This is a genomic window from Bacillus cereus group sp. MG4 (genome assembly GCF_040460055.1).
Lineage (GTDB): Bacteria > Bacillota > Bacilli > Bacillales > Bacillaceae_G > Bacillus_A > Bacillus_A wiedmannii.
Map to the genome: position 1 here is coordinate 51,433 of NZ_JARVGZ010000004.1, position 15,355 is coordinate 66,787.

Below are 15,355 nucleotides of genomic sequence, written 5' to 3' on the forward strand. Positions count from 1 at the left end.
TTTTAAAAGTTACATTTTTATGAGAAGAAGCAAAAAACAACAAGATGCATAATGACATGAGGGAGTGCTTACTTATTAGAGAAGGCACTCCATTTTTGTATTTTTGATAAGGAAGGATGAACATATATGGGAGTTCCAATAGTTAAGCAAAAACAATTTTTAAGGGTTTTAAAGTCTTCAGGGTATTATATAGCGATTATTGGAGTTGTATTCAGTGCATTATATTTGTTGAAATTTGTTATTTTACAGATATTAGGATCTTTACTAATTATAGCTTTTTTAGCACTTGGTTTCTATTTTTTGGGGTATGTGTTAATCGGTGTTTTTAGTTTGCTAATTATTGTAGGAAGTGTTATATGTACATTGAGTCTTTTGGTTTATTTTCTTGCGTAGTATCAGAATCCGAAGAAGGAGAAAGGGGAAGTAGCATCATTGAATTTGTAATGATACTACTTCCCTTCTCATCAATAATATTCTTAGCCAGTGTTGCCATCTGCATAACTTACGGTTGTATATTTTGCCTGCTGTGAGTTTTCTGTCATAGGAGAATGCAAACCTAGAGCCATAATTCCCATTGTCATAATCCCCATTAAAATGATCTTCATTTTTTTCATGTTATTTTAGAATCTCCTTTCCGAAATTTTTTTCTTTTGCTTCATAACTTAAAAAGAAATATGTACTAGCTTTTTCAAAGTTTGCTTCAGCATGAAATTTTACAGCTAATAGTTCACTGTATTCTTGTACATACGTCCATAAGTTTTCTCTTTTAAAGTAGTCCATTCCTGCTAATATTTCTTTTTCTAAATATTCTGTTGAATCATTTTTGCATATTCTCTTCATAATCTTAAAACGATATTGATATTCATTGAATCCTAATGATTCAGAAATTTGTAAACCTTCTTGAATAAGTTCAAGTGCAATTTCTGTTTCTTTTAAATTAATTCTTTGTTTAGCCTCAACAAAGAGGGCTTTATAATTTCCCGGCATTTTTTGATTTACTTCTGATAAATATCTTATAGCTAAACTGGATTGTTTTTGTTCTGCATACATTAATCCTATATTCTGACGACTAATTAAAATATCACGCTCACTACCAAAATTGCGGAATAAATCTATGGCTGAAATAAAATATTCCTCTGCTAATTTATATTCTTTCAAGTGAGTACAAGCTAATCCTAAAAGGTTGTCACAATAGGCTATTTTTAGTTCGCAATCGTTATTTTTTAAGAAAATCTCCTTTGCAATTGTAACATATTTTGTAGCCAAAAGCGCCTGGTAAATGTGGTAATGGAATATAGCTAAATTATAGTAAAACTCGGCTTTTTCAAGCTCATCAGGAATATGTATAAGTAAAGATTCTGCTTTGGTATAGTGTTCTTCAGCCAAAGTATAACTACCAATCGCTTTCGAGTGAATAGCTTTGAAAAAGTGATAATAGTATGCTAAGAAGTCTTCTTTTGGGGTTTCAAAAGTTTCAATCATATCAAAACTTTTTTTAGAAATATTTAAATTATTAATCAGATAATCGCATCGAAAATCTAAAAGTGAATAATAAAAAAGTAAACTTTGGTTGTTTTTTAAGTTATCAAGCTGTTTTTCAATTTCTTTTTTTGAATGTATAGATTTTTCTCTGTCCCGTGCACGAATCTGTAAATACCATTGATTTAGTAATTCCGTAAGTTGTTCATTACCTTTTAATTGAACGTTCATATAATCCTCCCCATCATCCCGCAATAAAGGGAATATTCTTATAATATATAATAGCAGATAACAAAATCGTCCATCTTGTTAAGATGTATTTTTCAATATTATTTTGAATATTTAGAATTATATATTAATTATAGTGGAGTGTTTAGTGAATGTGAACAAAATAATATGAATATATATTTTTCTCCTTTATAGTATAACATTTACAATCTTTCAATCATTCATGCAATTTTGCATTTCGTTGTCCTGGAATATAATGAAATACAAAAAGTTATATGAAGAATATCTTATTTTTAGGATGTTCATTGTTTTAAGAGGATTCTTTTGTTATGAAAGTACCTTTTTTGTTTGTCCTTTTTCGGGTACAAATTCAAAAATGTTTATTGTAAACATATGTATTTAGTGTAGTTGGAATTTAATAAGGAAGGTGACATGGATGAGTCAATATCAGATGTTGTATAATACCCCTTATTTGTATTCTTCACAGACTTTGAAGGGAATGTACAAAAACACCAAAAAGGGAGAAGACATATGTGCAATACAAGAGCATATGCTACGCCATGAAGTATACCTGGACCGACAGTACCGAGGATATTATTATTTAAGTCAAAAAATAGAAGAAGAGCTATATGGTGATGAACACGCATTGTCTTGGAATGAACTATTAGAAGATTATCAACTATATAGAAATCGCCAAGGGAATTTGTCTATTAAACCGAAAGGATGGGGCTAACATGACAATCATTGGAGAATTAGGGGTTGTTTATGGTGTGACCGGAGCTTCAGTTTTGGGGATTAAATTACTGAAAAAGAAAGGTCTTTACCTTCCAGGGTGGTTGCTACGTGCGGGTCTTAAATGTTTGTTAATAGGGAGTGTTTGGTACGTTCTAATGGATATACTAGATGTATTTCTACGTTAGTATTACATCTGGTAGTTGAAAATGATTATAATAGCGCATCTTAAACGTTTTTTCTAAGCTTCCATACAGGCTCAACTACCTTAAGGAGGTATGGAGGGAATGCTGTCACTTTTATTAATTCCAGCATCCTTTATAACAGTAGCTTACTTTTACAAAAGTAAAGGAATGAGTGATAAGAAAAAAATTGCAACGTTTTTTGAAATTGCAAAGATATGTGTTCAGCATAAAGGTGAATTACAATACCCTATTTTTATAAAAGAAATAGAAGATGACATAAGTATGAATTATGTTTACAAGTTACCACTCGGCGTGCCAAGTCAACTTATCAAAAAATTAGCTGAAGTATTAGAAGAAGGACTATATAAACCTGTTAAAATATCGTTTCATCAAAGAGAGCTTCATATTCGTGTATTTAAGCAACAAATACCTGAAATGTGGAATTGGTCTAAGGATCTGTTAAAAGAGCACACATGGAGAGTTATGATGGGGAAATCATTAGATAAACACATATATCATGATTTCGAGAAAACACCGCATATGTGCGTGGCGGGTATGACTCGGTTTGGAAAGACAGTATTCCTGAAAAATGTGATGACGAGTTTAATTTTACAACAACCTCAACACGTGAATTTTTTTATTATAGATCTGAAGGAAGGTCTAGAATTTAGTCCTTACAAAGAACTGTCTCAAGTAGTAGAAGTAGCTGAAAATCCGGAACAGGCGTTAGAGATGTTGGTGAAAGTACGTGAAAAGATGGTAAAACAGATTGAAATGATGAAGAAGTCCTATTTTACCAATATCATAGATACGGCCATAAAAAAACGTTGCTTCATCATAGTAGATGAAGGAGCAAATCTTTGTCCTACACAAGGATTACCTAAAAAACAACGGGATGTATTATTTATGTGCCAGGAGATGTTATCTGAAATCGCAAGAATCGGAGGTGGTTTGGGATTCCGGCTCATATTTTGTACGCAATATCCTACTTCGGATACTTTGCCAAGACAGATCAAACAAAATGCTGATGCAAAGCTTGGTTTTCGATTACCAACAGCGGTTGCTTCACAAGTCGCTTTGGATGAACCAGGTCTTGAGGATCTGCCTTCCCTTCCAGGAAGAGCATTGTTTAAAACAGATCGTACAGAAGAAATTCAAGTACCTTATTTGAAGGATAAAGACATGTGGAATTTACTGAAGCAATACAAGGTGGTGAAACGTAATGAGACATCAAACACTCAAACAGAAAGCGAGACAAATCGAGATTTTATCCACTTTGAGTAAGTTGGATTTTGCAACTAGGAGGCAATTGCAAGCCATCCACTGTCTAGGGAGTATTCGAAATGCAAATCGTGTATTAAAGGATCTACATTCATATTGTCACATTACAAAAATGGCTCGGGAACACGTATATTATTTAAACAAAAAGGGACGGGATTTATTAGGTATTACAAAGGAAGTAAAGAAAAGTAGTCAATTACAGCATATATTAATGCGAAACGAAAGCTGGATGTGGCTTGGGTTTCCAGAATGGAAAACAGAAAGGCCTATCGAGTTTTCAATCAATGGTCAACGGCATCAAATCATTCCTGACGCAATGTATTTTGAGGGGAATGTTCCCCATTTCGTTGAAATAGATCGTATGCAACATATGAAGGCAAACGAGCATAAAATACAGTTATATGGCCATATAACGGATATCTATAAAAGACAGAATGCTATTGTTCCAGTAATTATCTTTTTTACATTATCAAACTATCGGCAATCTAAATTAGAGCAATACGCTATAAAGCAAAATGTATTTATGAGAACATTTGTGATGGAAGATGTTTTTAGTTAATTCATGTCCAAAAATCAGTAGAATCTACACTTTTTCCAGTTAAGTTCCTTAAAGCTTTTATAATGCGATTTGAATTCTTAGTTGTCGGTGATACGCTGTCCAAACTACACAATCGACTGACAGTAGAACGAGTTACACCACTTTTTGAAGAGAGTTCTTCTTGTGTAATTTTATGTCTATCTAAAAAGCGCCCTAAAGCTGATCTAGGTTTAGAATACCAATTCATCAAATTCACTTCCTTATGTGTTTTACTTATAGTTTGTCCAATAATCCCATTTTTTAAAAGTCACTGAAAATAGGAATTTTATTAATAGTTGAGCATAATATTGAATAAGAAATAAAAATAAAAAAATATGTAATAATTTTGTGGAATCTAGCATTCATATAAGTAGCTACAAGTTGCTGATACACTATTCTAATGGCAACTTGTTGCAAAGGGTATGCTAACAAAATAAAAAGCTTAAACCCGTTGATATATAAGGGTTTAAGCTTTTCTATGTTTTGAATGTTAAACATTATATGATTTTTAGAATGAAAGTTTAAAAGTAATTTGAGTCGAAAGACAAAGAATAGTATGTTTTGATTTTTTACTAAACAAATATAAAATTTCACGTACCATATTAGGAGTAAAAATGAAATTTTGACATCAGAAGAAGCAAGGAAAGTATTAATTATTTCGAAGCAACGTATGTCTCAATTGTTAGCGGAAAGTCGGATTATTCCTATTTCTAAAGTTGGACAGGTGAATTTGTACTGGCGTAAAGATGTTGATCTCTTAAAACAAGAATTGGTTCGATCAAGAAAAAAATATAGACCTCAACACCCATCTGAGTAAGTAAGAGAACGTCAAAAAGTCCTCTCCGCCTTGGACAGCAAATCGAGGACTTTTCATAAAAACATTTTCAATTTAGAAAGGATGAGGGAACAATGTTCAACACTTTAAAAATTAAAAATGATGAGGTTATTATAACACAAAATTCTCCAGTAGAAAAAGATAGTACAGGTATCAAACAGGTGATTACTACACATTACCATGCGGTATGTGAATGGTTTGGAATTGATGGTCGTGTAGAATCACAAATTTACTTTTTCGGGGTATTTATTGTACCTATCATTCTATTTGTAACAGTATATGTAATTGGTGGTATCTGTTATGGTTTCTAAAATCATACTGGATGATACAACAAGTTCAAACATACTTGCCTCCCTTACTGAAAAACAAAAAAATTTCCTCGAACAATATGTGAAACGTGGCAAAAAAACTGCTTTTGCTAATGTCATGGCTTTAGACAAAGGAATTGTGCTTCCGAATCATGCAACGGACGCTGAAATTCAGAGCATTTTAGATGAATGGGTATTAATAGAATACATTGATAATGGCGAAAGAAATGCCAATACACCTTGTGAATGCGGTAGACCACTTCGTTATCAATATATCGTACAGCATCAAACTACAAAAGAAACCAGACGGTTTGGTATTACTCATTTTGCGGAACACACAGGACTTCCAGCGCACATCGTCAAACAAATCAAAGATGGATTTGCAGCTATTGATTATGGGCGTGACGAGCTATTTGTGAAGCTACAGAATAATTGGTGTTTAGAAGATGAGTTGTCCTATCTTCCAGAGAGATTTTCCTTTCCGGCAGACATACATCAACAATTAGATGCGGGGTTACCACTTCTAGATACACAATTCAAACGGTTAAGAAAAGAAATATCTATATTTTTGCAAGAATTGCATACACCACCTAGATCACTTGAATCAGTACACGACATAGGGACGAAGCAAGACAGTGATCAAATTTCTCTAGATTTGTTTCAAGAAGGAAACAATCGTTCCACTGAAAACCAGGTGAAACCTTCATTTGAATTTATGCATACACATCAAGAAACAATATTACATTATCTTCAAAAAGGGGTGTCTAGTGCATGGGTACTATGTGAGTTATTAATGAAAGAGCATGATGCTCCGAAAGACAGATATACCACAAGAAAGCCAAGAATGTATGTCTCTGTATGTAAGTACTTAGATGAATTGGTGAAGCAAGGGATTATTAGATTGGTAGAAATTGATGGGAAATTAGATCGAATGTATCAGTGGATAGGGATTTCCAAAGCTTATAAAGCTACAAAACTAATGACCGTATAACGAAAGGGGAAAATACTTATGAAGCAAGAAAAATACAAGGCTATGTTAGATGATGTTGTACAATTTTGTTACCGTAAGAATCCATCAATCATGTTAACAGGTTATGTAGTGAGTGTATTAGAAAACACTGTTATTGTAGATATATCAAGCATGCAACATTCTTTTGATAAAGATATCGATATAAGACAAGTCGTACGTCATGGAAAGTATACAAAGGTTTCTAATGAAAAGCTGGAACAGGAGGAACCACTTTGTACATTTTCGATGTAAATTATACGGTGAATGGTGAAGCGTATCTGAAGTCGTATTTATATAAGTCCTCTTTAAAAAATCGACATATCTGCACGTTGAATACGACTGAGGATTGCCTCAGGATTTTTATCAATAGATTCTATAAATTGATAGATTGAATCCACTAAATGATCCATCGTTTCATGATAACAATTTGCTAATACATTTTCCTTCATTACCTTCCATACACGTTCAATCATATTTAAGTTCGGGGAATATGGGGGTAAAAACAGCAAAGTTAGACGGCGGTTATTTTCTCGTAAAAAGGATTTCAGTAATTTAGCATGATGATACCTTGCATTATCTAATACAAGCACGACGTGCTTATTTTTATATTCTTTTAACACATATGTTAAAAAGTGCTGAAACGTTTCAGCATTACAGCGTTCTGCTTTTGTACAGAGAAATTTACCAGTGATTGCATCAATTGTACCGAATAAAGACGTTGAAATACGCTTTCCTAATACTGCAATTTTCTTTTGTTTCCCCTTTGCAAACCATGTAGCATGAACGGTTTGACTATCTCTAAAGTGACATTCATCTTGATACAAGAGTACAGTATTTTCATCAATTAAGTTTTTTTTTTCATATCTAATTGTTTTTGAAACTGTATTTGTTTTTCTTTATTCGCTTTTTTCAATACATAAGTAGCATTTGTATAGGAAAAGTTCATCCGATGTAACATTTTACGGATGCCTTCACGTGACATACAAATCGTAAATTTCTCTTTGATGATGTATTGGATATTGCGTGTATTCCAGAAAGATTCTTGACCGAATTGCAACTCCGCTGGAGTTGTATGTAAAATGAGTTGCTTCAATTCTTCCTGTTGTTTCTTAGTTAAATACGGCTTTTTACCTGGGATTTGTTTACGAGTAAGTAATCCTTCCAATGCATGTTCTTTGAACTTTTTTACATAACTAGCAACGCTTTGACGATGCATACCAAGTATGGCCGCTACGTCCACCATTGTATATCCTTCCATTACCATTCGAACAGCTGTAATACGTCGTTGACGAGAAGTGTGTTTTTCTTTTTTCTCTAATTTTCGTAAATCTGATATTGTTAAAGGTTGTGATTTTTGTATTTTATATGACATAGCGTATTTTCTCCCCTAATGTTTTTTACAAACATTATCGGGTATCTCGAAGTGATTTATACATGATGATATTTTATAGTGGACTTATATACTTGCTCAACCAGAGGACGGTTTCCGTTTAAAGGAGCAAATTCAGACTCTATTGCACCATGAAAAACAACAACCTGTTGAAATTATATCGACAGATTTAGAGGAGCTGTGATGATGTCATTAGAAAAACAATTAGAAGAAAAAAAGAGGCAACAAAAAATGGATCGTATTTTTAATCATGCAGTGAACGGAGAAGCATATTTCCATAGTCCATCATATAAGTGGAAAAGTATTGTGTTACAATATTTCAACAAAATACAAAGCAAAGAAATGAGCATTGAACAGCTCGTTTCTTTGCTTGAAAAAGAAGGAATTCAGTTCGCACAATCTAAATCTTTAATTCGATATCCTGTTATAGATTGCTTGAAGCATATCGCAAAAATTAGTGGAGCGAACATAGAGTTGTAAAATTGTATAATAAACAAAGATATTCTCAATTTTAGGAGGGGAAAATGGTGGAGTGTGTGACTCGCAACTATCAGATTCGATATACAATTATTGCACCCAGTGGAGAACGATATACGCCCACAGAAATCATGATATACACTTGTTCTGCTAAAAAGGCTATTGAAGTGGTAAAAGGTGAAATTAAAAGACGTATGGGCACACATTACAAGTTTGAAGTGATATGTGAAAATGAAACAGATATATGCTATGATCAACTCACTTTATTTTAATGTCATATTCGCATCCTTGAAAATTTATATTATGATAATAGGATGAAATTAAATAAACCTAATTATTTATCGGAAGTGGAGAGAATCGTTATATGTATCCTAAGTTCATTGACAAAATAGCATTTTCAAAAGCACATAAAGAGTTATTAATTAAGCTATATAACAAAGAAATTACAAGAAGTGAGTATAACCATTTGGTAGATACATTATATCGTCCACAACCCAGAAAAGTTGTACAGTAAGTTGCAGTAGGTTTTATAGATAGAATAAATTTTTATGGTTTGATAAAGGGGGAAAACAAAATGATTCAACTGACGGTGAAAGGAAAACCTTCTCATGTTCGCCATCTGGCCAATGATCCAGAATATTTATTTGCAATGGAATTTCATGATCTTACAAAACAAACGACATGTATCGGTAAGGAAAAAGTTGCCGTTAAAGTAACAACATTAATTCGTCCCGAACAGTGGAAGCAACTACTACAAATGATTGCGGATGGAGGAGATACTTTGTCTGATGCAAATGAAATTATGATGGAAGGAAAGATGGACCATCTACCAGAAGAAGTGTATACTTTCGCTCCGAGACGCATCATGTATCGCTCTCATTCACAACAAAAACAGGAAGAAAAAGAACTAGAGTTACATGAAAAAAAAGACAAGGGAAATGCATTAAAAATAAAATCTACTGTATCAAAGCGTGTAGAGCAATTACATACCAAATACGATGGTGTTTGTCAAAAATGTGGTCAGCGGTGTGATAAGCAAGTGGTTGCTATCAAAAAAATACAGTCTAAAATGGGAATCATTTGTCCTGATTGCAAAAATGAAACAACGTTTGTCATTCGAGATGTGAAAAACCAATTGCAACAAGATCTTCTTCAACGAAACTTATTTTCTACGAAACAGGAAATTTTATCTTATTTTCAACAATTTTGTTCTCAATTTGTACTTGTAAGTCATAGAGAAATGGATCGCATGTATTGGTCATGGGATAAAACAACAATATGTCGGACAGTCCATGTTTCACAAGAAGGAATGTTGTATAAAGTACAATTACAGCAAGGAAGGGGAAACCTTCCAGCAAAACTTAACTCTCAAGTAACCATTGATGGAAAGACATTTCAGGTACACCATCCATTAACAGAGATGCGGATGGACCGAATCAGGGCGTTGTCAGATGCGCAGAAAGCGAGTATAAGAGAAGAAGAGATTAAAGAACAAATCCGTTACTATGAGAATAAGAAGACATTCTCAGAAAAAATTATCGTAAAACGAAAAGAAAGCTCTAAACGATATGAAGTATTAGCCGGATATGCATCCTATCAAGCGGCAAAAAAGATAAAGCCCAGACATATTTATGTGACGATTGTTGACGTGTTTAAATAAAATTTTATCGGTTTTAGATGTAAGTTTTAACTATACAATATTAGATAAGACTAGCCCGCAAAGAATTATAAGAAATTTTGTGAACACTTTTTTTCCCAGCCCCCGAAAGGGGGCATAAGGATTACGTGCATAATAAAAATTAATGCTTATATGTGTGGAATTTGTTAATCAATTGATGTACTATTGTGTTCTGTAATTATCTGTCTCAGATACATATATTGTTGATATCGATCTAAAAATTTTTCATGTAGTAGTATATTATTTATATGATTCTGTTGAAAATAGTTTTTTAAAAATATAATGAACTTTTTTTCCATGCGCTTTTCCCTAGTATGATGGAATAAATCAGAAAGTATCGTACCTCTATTTTCAATAAAAGGAACCTTTTCGAATATCTGCAAAAAATGATGTAATTCTTCTAGATTATAGAAGGTATCAATCTTTTCGCTAAGAGGTCTATCAAAATTGTATGTTGAGTAAATATAAACATCGGTGAAGTTTCTATCTGTGGAGTTGGGTTCTAAATGAAAACCTAATTTTTTTGCTTTTTCATACAGTTTAATTTTTTGAGGGGAATCTTTATACACGGTTACAGTAGCATATAATTCTGGAATCCCTACGACTTTCGCAAATAGAACACGATGATTTCCTTCTGCTACCATGAAATGATTTTTGTATTCTGCAAGTTGGATAGTATTCTCATATAAACCAGCGCGATTCATTTCTACACGCTTCATGGGCGGACTTTTCATATATGTTTCAAAATATTCGGGTTCTGTTATATACCTGTTTAAAATGTAACTTCCAGGATTTGATTTTTCAAATGCTTCTATAACAGTGCAATTTGTATATTTACCATGATGGGTACTAGTGATTTTGGTACACTTTACTAACTTATCCTCTTCATACTTATCACAACAAAAATCTATGAAATTGAGATAAATATTCATTTTATGATCTATGCCTTTTGGCGGTTGATTTTTATTAATTCCAAGATGATTATAAAAAGAGTTGAAATTACTCATCCCTTATCCCCCAATTTAAAGTGTTTTTATACATTTCTTATTTATACATATATCCATCCTCATATAATTGGGCCAGTGAGCTGTAAAGCAAATCTTTATTCATAGCATTTTTTAAATCATCTACATGGCGTACATGGCTCAGGAAACTACAGATTCCAATTTTCCACTTGCTATTCAAAAAATGAAATAAACGCATCCTCTTTTCCATAAAATTCAACTGATCTTGTATGTCTTTAAATCGATTATTTACCAAAGGCATTATTTCTTGAGTGAAATTTAAACTGGAGCAAGATGGAATGTCGTGGGTGTTTATAAGGACGTTTTTATACATGATTCTCCCATCTTGTATGTGGAAATTTAATTTTTCTGCACTTATCTCTAAATTTTTCAATAATTTTTTATAATGTAAATAGTAACTTTCCGATGTGTAATTATATTTATACTGTACAACTTCAGCAAATATATATGGTGCATTTATCATCTTTGCAAATACTGTTCTATGATTGCCATCAGTTACTACATAAATATCCTCTTTATCAAAATGTGAAAGGTTGATTTTGTGTTCGGGTTGTTGGAAATATTCGATAGAAGCTGTAAGACCATTTTCTTGTAAATATTTATAATGAGTTTCTAGGCGATTAAGAGCTAAAACACCAGCTTCGCCAGTCATATGTTGTGCCCAAGTACAATTAGTATTTAATCTAGTATCTGTTAAACCTCTAATCTTTGAAATTTTTACTAGCATATTTTTCTTTTCAGTTGGTATATAGGGTTCCGTTGCAAAGTTTTTGGAGCTGAGCTAGACTGTAGAAAAATGAGATGAGGAGCCTAACATATGGGATATTTTAAAGGAAAACAATTCGAGAGAGACATTATCTTGGTAGCTGTCGGCTACTATTGTCGTTTTTCTTTAAGCTATCGCGACGTATCTGAACTTTTGAGAGAGCGTGGTGTTTCAGTTCATCCTACAACTATTATGCGTTGGGTCCATGAATATGGAAATATCATTTATCAAATTTGGAAGAAGAAAAATAAATCAGCACATTCCGTATGGCATTTAGATGAAACTTATATCAAAGTCAAGGGAAAGTGGCGTTATCTTTATCGTGCGATTGATAAGGAAGGTCACACATTGGATATTCAACTTCGCAAAAAGCGAGATCATCAAGCAGCCTATATGTTTATGAAAAGGTTAGTGAAAGCTTTTGGAGAACCAACGGTTCTCACAACAGACAAGGCTCATGCTTTACTTTGTGCGTTTAAAAAACTAAAACATAATGGCTTTTATGTGCATACGAAACATTGTACTGTTAAGCATTTCAATAATCTCATCGAACAAGACCATAGACATATCAAACGACGTTTTGTTAAATCCGCAGGATTTCAAAACCTGCGTCATGCTTCACGTACATTGAAAGGAATCGAAACGGTTCATGCCATATATAAACAAAAGAGAAGTCACATTCCAGACTTCTCTTTTTCAACGTACAAGGAATTACAGCAGTTATTTAGAACTGCTTAAACTACAACCGTATTTTGTAAGCAGGTTGATGTTTTTTCAAACTTTGCAACAGAACCTTAAAAAAATTCCAGAAATCTCACATGTTGTAACAACAAATTCAAGTATGGAACCACTTGATATTGAAGATAAAGTAGAAATGGTGAGTATTACTGGATTAGACAGTGAGTATTTTTCAGTAAATAAAGTAAAGTTGTTAAAGGGACGTTCTTTACAAGAATCAGATGTGGATCAAGGTAATAACGTTGTCATGATTAGTAAACAAATGGAGGAAAAGGTATGTAAGGATGCCAATCCAGTCGGTAAAATTATTGAAATGAAGGGTCAACCGATGCAAATTATCGGTGTCTACAAATCAGATAACGAGTTTATGGGAATGGGACCATCAGAAGCATTAATTCCAATTTCATTATGGCCGACACTGTATGGAAAAGATGAAATTCAAAATATTTCTGTTCAAGCAAAAAATGTAGATAACTTAGAAAAAGCAGGTAAAAAAGCTGCAGATGTCTTAAACAGTCGTAAACCGAGTGAGGCAACTGGTAAATACGAAGTTATGAATTTAAAAGAACTTCAAGAAGGTATTTCAAAGATGACCGGTATTATGACAATGATTATCGGCGGTATCGCTGGTATTTCACTAGTCGTTGGTGGTATTGGTGTTATGAACATTATGCTCGTATCTGTAACAGAACGTACGCACGAAATTGGAGTACGTAAAGCACTTGGAGCGACGCGTAGTAAAATTTTATTACAGTTTTTAATTGAAGCAGTTATGTTAACGCTTCTAGGTGGTTTAGTCGGAATTGGTCTTGGGTATGGCGGGGCATATATCGTTTCCACATTTGCGAAGTGGCCACCGCTTGTTTCATGGGAAGTTGTCGTTGGCGGCGTACTATTCTCCATGACATTGGGGATTATTTTCGGATTAATTCCAGCGAATAAAGCTGCGAAATTAGATCCGATTGAAGCGTTACGTTATGAGTAATTAACTTGTATGATAGAAATGCTATTCAACCATACAGGATATAAAATATGAGGAGTGTAAAACATGGAAACAAACGTAGTAAAAGGGAAATGGAAAGAAAGACCATCATTAGGGGGCATGCTTCTTTCGCCGAGTGTGCAATTTTCAAAACTGAAGGTCACACAAAAAGTATGGGGTGCTTTCTTTTTAGTTGTTTTTTTTCAAGCAATTGTAAAAGGGATTTCTTCTTATGCCGCTCAAAATACTGCGGAAATGATAGAAATACAGAAACAACTGGGTGATGTGCAAGAATCTATGGGATTGATGATAGGTAAGGCGATGGGAACTAGTTTTTTCGGGGCGCTTATCGGAACCTTATTAGTAGCAATGATCTATAAAGTCTTTCTCATGTTTTTTGGAAATGATACGTCTTATAAGATGGTACTTGCTATTATAGTGTATGCAAGTATTGTACTGATTATTGGTGATCTATTCAATGCAATTTTAACACGTATGTTTGGTGGAAATATAACAGGATATACGAACTTATCCCCATTATTCCAACAAGGTACACTACTCCATGGAATGGCTAGCGCATTTGAGGTATTTTATTTATGGTATTTATGTTTAATTTGGATGGGATTACGAACAGTAGCCGGATTAAGTACAGTAAAATCTTCTATTCCAGTTGTTGTAATCTTTTTGATACAAGCGGCTTTTATTACCTTTGGCACCATGATTGTATCAAAATTCATGTAATCTAACTAACGGTTTCGTCCAAAGTATATGTTATGCTCTACTTGAATATATCCAGGTAGAGCATATATTTTTAGTGTATATCATCTAAGGGGATAGAAATCTATACGAATACATTTGAATCCTTTGGGTGGATAACGAATCGTTTATCCTAACAGGTGAAAACTGCAGCCAATGTCCCCAAAAAGCAGTGTTACTATAATTTTTAAGTGCTTAGCTATGTTGACAGAATAGAAAGGGTTGTATGTAAGATGGTATATGTAGAGCTAACCCCTTCGTTTCAGGGGAGTTTTCGTTCTGATTTATGTAAAGTATTGCGCTACTATTTAGAAGACACGAAATATGCATGTGTGACAGAAGATACATCGATTGTGACAGATTCATTTGTGGAGATATTGATGGTATATTTTCAAGGTTCCCCTGTATTTTTTAAGTGGGAGAAGATGGGTTTTGAAATGGACCGTATCTCGTGTAAGCAGGTATTGCAAAAAATTGAACATGCCATGCGCCAAAGAAGTTCTACGTTAAAACATAGAAATCATTTTTATCGTTTACTACGAGAGGTAGGCCTGCAAGAAGATATACCACAAGACTTTTTATGTATGAAGAAAAGAATATTAGAATTGGAAATGCTAAAACAACAGCGAGAGACAAAGAAAAAAGGCCGTCTTGTTTCGGGGCGACAAATCAAATTGTTACAAGTTTTGTGGAAGAAAACATTTCATCGAACTTTAGAGGTATCAAAGGACATGACACAAGGAGAAGTAGATGAGTTATTTCGTCGTATACATAAAAAACGGTGCAAGTTAGCTCGGATGTCGGAAGAAAATAATTCTGGTGACATATCAAAGATCTTTTGATATGCGAAATTGCATATTTTGTTCTCTCTCTACTCATGTATAATTGCAATCGCAGTCTTAACATTTA

22 protein-coding genes and 1 pseudogene are annotated in these 15,355 nt (G+C 33.5%); 16 read left to right on the plus strand and 7 right to left on the minus strand.

Annotated features, from left to right (window positions below; all coding sequences use genetic code 11):
• Nucleotides 1-126 precede the first annotated feature (126 nt).
• Nucleotides 127-393: a hypothetical protein gene (locus tag QCI41_RS30295; protein ID WP_097984528.1), complete on the plus strand. Its 267-nt coding sequence runs from the start codon at nucleotides 127-129 to the stop codon at nucleotides 391-393.
• An 83-nt stretch (nucleotides 394-476) separates the two neighbouring features.
• On the opposite strand, the gene QCI41_RS30300 is transcribed toward QCI41_RS30295, so the two are convergent.
• Both QCI41_RS30300 and QCI41_RS30305 read right to left on the minus strand, forming a co-directional pair.
• A complete protein-coding gene (locus tag QCI41_RS30300; RefSeq protein WP_086413261.1) occupies nucleotides 477-614 on the minus strand; it encodes a Phr family secreted Rap phosphatase inhibitor in 138 nt (45 codons plus the stop codon).
• Nucleotide 615: 1 nt separating this feature from the next.
• Nucleotides 616-1,710: a Rap family tetratricopeptide repeat protein gene (locus tag QCI41_RS30305; protein WP_127064297.1), complete on the minus strand. Its 1,095-nt coding sequence runs from the start codon at nucleotides 1,708-1,710 to the stop codon at nucleotides 616-618.
• Between the two features lie 433 nt (nucleotides 1,711-2,143).
• Here QCI41_RS30305 and QCI41_RS30310 point away from each other — a divergent pair, with 433 nt between their 5' ends.
• From QCI41_RS30310 to QCI41_RS30325, 4 genes are all read left to right on the plus strand, one after another.
• A complete protein-coding gene (locus tag QCI41_RS30310) occupies nucleotides 2,144-2,440 on the plus strand; it encodes a hypothetical protein (RefSeq protein ID WP_098679028.1) in 297 nt (98 codons plus the stop codon).
• 1 nt (nucleotide 2,441) lies between these two features.
• Nucleotides 2,442-2,627 carry a hypothetical protein gene (locus tag QCI41_RS30315; protein WP_042891009.1) on the plus strand — a complete coding sequence of 62 codons (186 nt, stop codon included), beginning with the start codon at nucleotides 2,442-2,444 and terminating at the stop codon, nucleotides 2,625-2,627.
• Nucleotides 2,628-2,726: 99 nt separating this feature from the next.
• On the plus strand, nucleotides 2,727-3,908 hold the full coding sequence (locus tag QCI41_RS30320; protein ID WP_098679027.1) for an FtsK/SpoIIIE domain-containing protein: 1,182 nt from the start codon (nucleotides 2,727-2,729) through the stop codon (nucleotides 3,906-3,908).
• A complete protein-coding gene (locus QCI41_RS30325; RefSeq protein WP_098679026.1) occupies nucleotides 3,847-4,464 on the plus strand; it encodes a replication-relaxation family protein in 618 nt (205 codons plus the stop codon). Before QCI41_RS30320 ends, QCI41_RS30325 begins: the two co-directional genes overlap by 62 nt.
• Nucleotide 4,465: 1 nt before the next feature.
• Here QCI41_RS30325 and QCI41_RS30330 read toward each other — a convergent pair whose 3' ends face one another.
• The gene (locus QCI41_RS30330; RefSeq protein WP_270786994.1) at nucleotides 4,466-4,690 is read right to left on the minus strand and encodes a helix-turn-helix domain-containing protein; all 225 of its coding nucleotides are present in this window, start codon (nucleotides 4,688-4,690) and stop codon (nucleotides 4,466-4,468) included.
• A gap of 414 nt (nucleotides 4,691-5,104) precedes the next feature.
• On the opposite strand from QCI41_RS30330, the gene QCI41_RS30335 reads away from it, so the two are divergent.
• The 4 genes from QCI41_RS30335 to QCI41_RS30350 all read left to right on the plus strand — a co-directional run bounded on the left by QCI41_RS30335 (nucleotide 5,105) and on the right by QCI41_RS30350 (nucleotide 6,886).
• Nucleotides 5,105-5,299, plus strand: coding sequence for a DNA-binding protein (locus QCI41_RS30335; RefSeq protein WP_353839107.1), 195 nt, complete (start codon nucleotides 5,105-5,107; stop codon nucleotides 5,297-5,299).
• Nucleotides 5,300-5,391: 92 nt separating this feature from the next.
• A complete protein-coding gene (locus QCI41_RS30340) occupies nucleotides 5,392-5,628 on the plus strand; it encodes a hypothetical protein (RefSeq protein WP_353839106.1) in 237 nt (78 codons plus the stop codon).
• Complete coding sequence (locus tag QCI41_RS30345) at nucleotides 5,618-6,616, plus strand: DUF3895 domain-containing protein (RefSeq protein ID WP_353839105.1); 999 nt, start codon at nucleotides 5,618-5,620, stop codon at nucleotides 6,614-6,616. Before QCI41_RS30340 ends, QCI41_RS30345 begins: the two co-directional genes overlap by 11 nt.
• Nucleotides 6,617-6,634: 18 nt before the next feature.
• Entirely contained in the window at nucleotides 6,635-6,886 is a 252-nt protein-coding gene (locus tag QCI41_RS30350; RefSeq protein WP_255299528.1) for a DUF2187 family protein, read from the plus strand.
• Nucleotides 6,887-6,939: 53 nt separating this feature from the next.
• Here the strand turns inward: QCI41_RS30350 and QCI41_RS30355 are convergent, their stop codons facing one another.
• Complete coding sequence (locus QCI41_RS30355; protein WP_353839104.1) at nucleotides 6,940-7,458, minus strand: IS630 family transposase; 519 nt, start codon at nucleotides 7,456-7,458, stop codon at nucleotides 6,940-6,942.
• Between the two features lie 20 nt (nucleotides 7,459-7,478).
• Nucleotides 7,479-8,006, minus strand: coding sequence for a helix-turn-helix domain-containing protein (locus QCI41_RS30360; protein ID WP_353839103.1), 528 nt, complete (start codon nucleotides 8,004-8,006; stop codon nucleotides 7,479-7,481).
• 201 nt (nucleotides 8,007-8,207) lie between these two features.
• Here QCI41_RS30360 and QCI41_RS30365 point away from each other — a divergent pair, with 201 nt between their 5' ends.
• The 3 genes from QCI41_RS30365 to QCI41_RS30375 all read left to right on the plus strand — a co-directional run bounded on the left by QCI41_RS30365 (nucleotide 8,208) and on the right by QCI41_RS30375 (nucleotide 10,161).
• The gene (locus QCI41_RS30365) at nucleotides 8,208-8,504 is read left to right on the plus strand and encodes a hypothetical protein (RefSeq protein ID WP_353839102.1); all 297 of its coding nucleotides are present in this window, start codon (nucleotides 8,208-8,210) and stop codon (nucleotides 8,502-8,504) included.
• Between the two features lie 44 nt (nucleotides 8,505-8,548).
• Nucleotides 8,549-8,773 carry a hypothetical protein gene (locus QCI41_RS30370; RefSeq protein WP_087995945.1) on the plus strand — a complete coding sequence of 75 codons (225 nt, stop codon included), beginning with the start codon at nucleotides 8,549-8,551 and terminating at the stop codon, nucleotides 8,771-8,773.
• A gap of 302 nt (nucleotides 8,774-9,075) precedes the next feature.
• On the plus strand, nucleotides 9,076-10,161 hold the full coding sequence (locus QCI41_RS30375; RefSeq protein ID WP_353839101.1) for a hypothetical protein: 1,086 nt from the start codon (nucleotides 9,076-9,078) through the stop codon (nucleotides 10,159-10,161).
• Between the two features lie 164 nt (nucleotides 10,162-10,325).
• Here QCI41_RS30375 and QCI41_RS30380 read toward each other — a convergent pair whose 3' ends face one another.
• Nucleotides 10,326-11,186 (minus strand): hypothetical protein, encoded by an 861-nt coding sequence (locus QCI41_RS30380; protein WP_353839100.1) that lies wholly within the window; start codon nucleotides 11,184-11,186, stop codon nucleotides 10,326-10,328.
• Between the two features lie 37 nt (nucleotides 11,187-11,223).
• Nucleotides 11,224-11,931 carry a hypothetical protein gene (locus QCI41_RS30385; RefSeq protein ID WP_353839099.1) on the minus strand — a complete coding sequence of 236 codons (708 nt, stop codon included), beginning with the start codon at nucleotides 11,929-11,931 and terminating at the stop codon, nucleotides 11,224-11,226.
• Between the two features lie 90 nt (nucleotides 11,932-12,021).
• Here QCI41_RS30385 and QCI41_RS30390 point away from each other — a divergent pair, with 90 nt between their 5' ends.
• From QCI41_RS30390 to QCI41_RS30405, 4 genes and pseudogenes are all read left to right on the plus strand, one after another.
• Nucleotides 12,022-12,708, plus strand: coding sequence for an IS6 family transposase (locus QCI41_RS30390; RefSeq protein WP_100910633.1), 687 nt, complete (start codon nucleotides 12,022-12,024; stop codon nucleotides 12,706-12,708).
• Nucleotides 12,709-12,763: 55 nt separating this feature from the next.
• Nucleotides 12,764-13,693, plus strand: a pseudogene (locus QCI41_RS30395) (ABC transporter permease); the annotation flags it as partial.
• Nucleotides 13,694-13,756: 63 nt separating this feature from the next.
• A complete protein-coding gene (yknW, locus tag QCI41_RS30400) occupies nucleotides 13,757-14,431 on the plus strand; it encodes a YknW family membrane protein (protein ID WP_277546930.1) in 675 nt (224 codons plus the stop codon).
• A gap of 248 nt (nucleotides 14,432-14,679) precedes the next feature.
• Nucleotides 14,680-15,288 (plus strand): hypothetical protein, encoded by a 609-nt coding sequence (locus tag QCI41_RS30405; RefSeq protein ID WP_233936231.1) that lies wholly within the window; start codon nucleotides 14,680-14,682, stop codon nucleotides 15,286-15,288.
• Nucleotides 15,289-15,355: the final 67 nt, after the last annotated feature.

Bases quoted from the DNA above. Each gene is read 5' to 3' on its own strand.
- QCI41_RS30295 (WP_097984528.1), top strand. From the start codon at position 127: ATGGGAGTTCCAATAGTTAAGCAAAAACAATTTTTAAGGGTTTTAAAG.
- QCI41_RS30300 (WP_086413261.1), bottom strand. From the start codon at position 614: ATGAAAAAAATGAAGATCATTTTAATGGGGATTATGACAATGGGAATT.
- QCI41_RS30305 (WP_127064297.1), bottom strand. From the start codon at position 1,710: ATGAACGTTCAATTAAAAGGTAATGAACAACTTACGGAATTACTAAAT.
- QCI41_RS30310 (WP_098679028.1), top strand. From the start codon at position 2,144: ATGAGTCAATATCAGATGTTGTATAATACCCCTTATTTGTATTCTTCA.
- QCI41_RS30315 (WP_042891009.1), top strand. From the start codon at position 2,442: ATGACAATCATTGGAGAATTAGGGGTTGTTTATGGTGTGACCGGAGCT.
- QCI41_RS30320 (WP_098679027.1), top strand. From the start codon at position 2,727: ATGCTGTCACTTTTATTAATTCCAGCATCCTTTATAACAGTAGCTTAC.
- QCI41_RS30325 (WP_098679026.1), top strand. From the start codon at position 3,847: ATGAGACATCAAACACTCAAACAGAAAGCGAGACAAATCGAGATTTTA.
- QCI41_RS30330 (WP_270786994.1), bottom strand. From the start codon at position 4,690: ATGAATTGGTATTCTAAACCTAGATCAGCTTTAGGGCGCTTTTTAGAT.
- QCI41_RS30340 (WP_353839106.1), top strand. From the start codon at position 5,392: ATGTTCAACACTTTAAAAATTAAAAATGATGAGGTTATTATAACACAA.
- QCI41_RS30345 (WP_353839105.1), top strand. From the start codon at position 5,618: ATGGTTTCTAAAATCATACTGGATGATACAACAAGTTCAAACATACTT.
- QCI41_RS30350 (WP_255299528.1), top strand. From the start codon at position 6,635: ATGAAGCAAGAAAAATACAAGGCTATGTTAGATGATGTTGTACAATTT.
- QCI41_RS30360 (WP_353839103.1), bottom strand. From the start codon at position 8,006: ATGTCATATAAAATACAAAAATCACAACCTTTAACAATATCAGATTTA.
- QCI41_RS30365 (WP_353839102.1), top strand. From the start codon at position 8,208: ATGATGTCATTAGAAAAACAATTAGAAGAAAAAAAGAGGCAACAAAAA.
- QCI41_RS30370 (WP_087995945.1), top strand. From the start codon at position 8,549: ATGGTGGAGTGTGTGACTCGCAACTATCAGATTCGATATACAATTATT.
- QCI41_RS30375 (WP_353839101.1), top strand. From the start codon at position 9,076: ATGATTCAACTGACGGTGAAAGGAAAACCTTCTCATGTTCGCCATCTG.
- QCI41_RS30380 (WP_353839100.1), bottom strand. From the start codon at position 11,186: ATGAGTAATTTCAACTCTTTTTATAATCATCTTGGAATTAATAAAAAT.
- QCI41_RS30385 (WP_353839099.1), bottom strand. From the start codon at position 11,931: ATGCTAGTAAAAATTTCAAAGATTAGAGGTTTAACAGATACTAGATTA.
- QCI41_RS30390 (WP_100910633.1), top strand. From the start codon at position 12,022: ATGGGATATTTTAAAGGAAAACAATTCGAGAGAGACATTATCTTGGTA.
- yknW (WP_277546930.1), top strand. From the start codon at position 13,757: ATGGAAACAAACGTAGTAAAAGGGAAATGGAAAGAAAGACCATCATTA.
- QCI41_RS30405 (WP_233936231.1), top strand. From the start codon at position 14,680: ATGGTATATGTAGAGCTAACCCCTTCGTTTCAGGGGAGTTTTCGTTCT.